Below are 1,377 nucleotides of genomic sequence, written 5' to 3'. Positions count from 1 at the left end.
CCGCGCTGACGGCGGCGTCGATCGGCGGTCCGGTCGTCACGGCGGGGCTCGCGATCGTCGTCGTCGGGCTTGCCGTCGCGCTGTTTCTGTTGGTTCAGTAGAACGTCGCGGATCGTCGGTGCGAATTGTCAGTACGAATCCAGCCGACGGTTCGAAATACGAGTTCCGGCGGGACGCGGCCTCGAGTCCGTATCTCGAGCCGGAATACGAGTTTCGTCTCGGCATCCGATTCACTCGTCGATCGGCGTCGCCTCGAGCCCCTCCTCGCCGAATCGCTTGGCCCGGAGGTACCGCGCCCGGTAGCGGTTCGCACCGTCGTTGACGTCGGCTTCGCGGATTTCGTCGACCCGCCCCTCGGCGACCGCGTCGATCAGCTCCTCGAGCTGGTTGAGTTCGCTGGTCGTCAACTCGAGTTCGTAGGTTCGTTCTACCTCGGACTCGAGGATGGCCCACTTGCGAGCGGCCGCGATCACGAGCGAGCACGGCTCGCGGCAGGGGAAGGGGCCGTCGCCGCCGTCGGCGTCGAGTTCGTCGCCGTCCTCGTACTCCCACTCCCGCCGACGGAGACACTGGGAGTCGACGCAGCAGGCCTCGGTCAGCCACTCGACGGCCTCGCGGGGGAGCTCGTCGATCACGTCGTAGATCCCGGTCTGTCGCTCGGCGGTCTCGAGCCAGTGGTCGACGTCGAGCGTCCCCTGTCGCTCCCGATGCCAGTTGGCGATCGTCGCCGGATAGAAGAACCCGACCGCGTCGACGAGGTCGTCGCCCGAGAGACCGGTGAAGGCCCAGCCGGCGGGGAGCGTCGGTGCGGTCTTCAGCGGCCGATAGCGGCCGTCATCGTCGTGCGTCGCGATCTCCCGCGCGTGTCGCGGTTCGTCGTGGACCTCGAGATCGACGATATCGCTATCCGCGTCGTCGACGTGCCACAGGTCGTAGACGCGCTCGCCGTCGGGGTCGTCGATATCGACGAAGCGGGCCGTGATAGAGAGCTGGCCCCACTCGCGGTCGATACCGTCGCGCAGCGCGTCGTACCGCTCGGGGACGGCGAGTGGCGCATCGACCGTGGCTTCTGCATCTGCTGCGTCCTCGGCGTCCGCGAGCGGTGCTCGTTCGCACCACCGGAGGAAGGCTCGTCGCGCGGTCCCCTCCCCGCCGACCGTCTCCTGCCAGTAGCGCCAGTTCGTGACGTATTCCTCGCTGGACTCGAGGGCGCGCCCCAACGCGGCCTCGTCGAGCCGGGGCCATCGATTCTCGCCCGTCTCGAGGCTGTACCCGTCGTCCGTCTCGTCGATTCGGAGGCCGTCGGACGCGACGCCCGACGACGCGCGGTCGATCAGCGCCTCGAGATCGTCCGTCGCCACCGTCACGCGTCAGTCC

General features: G+C 68.3%; 1 protein-coding gene. It reads right to left on the bottom strand.

All coding sequences use genetic code 11. From position 1 onward, the window contains the following. Positions 1–230: 230 nt before the first annotated feature. A complete protein-coding gene (locus PGX04_RS25800; protein ID WP_273741112.1) occupies positions 231–1,367 on the bottom strand; it encodes a DR2241 family protein in 1,137 nt (378 codons plus the stop codon). Positions 1,368–1,377: the final 10 nt, after the last annotated feature.

Source organism: Natrinema soli, assembly GCF_028618695.1.
This window is presented reverse-complemented; position numbering and strand designations above follow the sequence as displayed.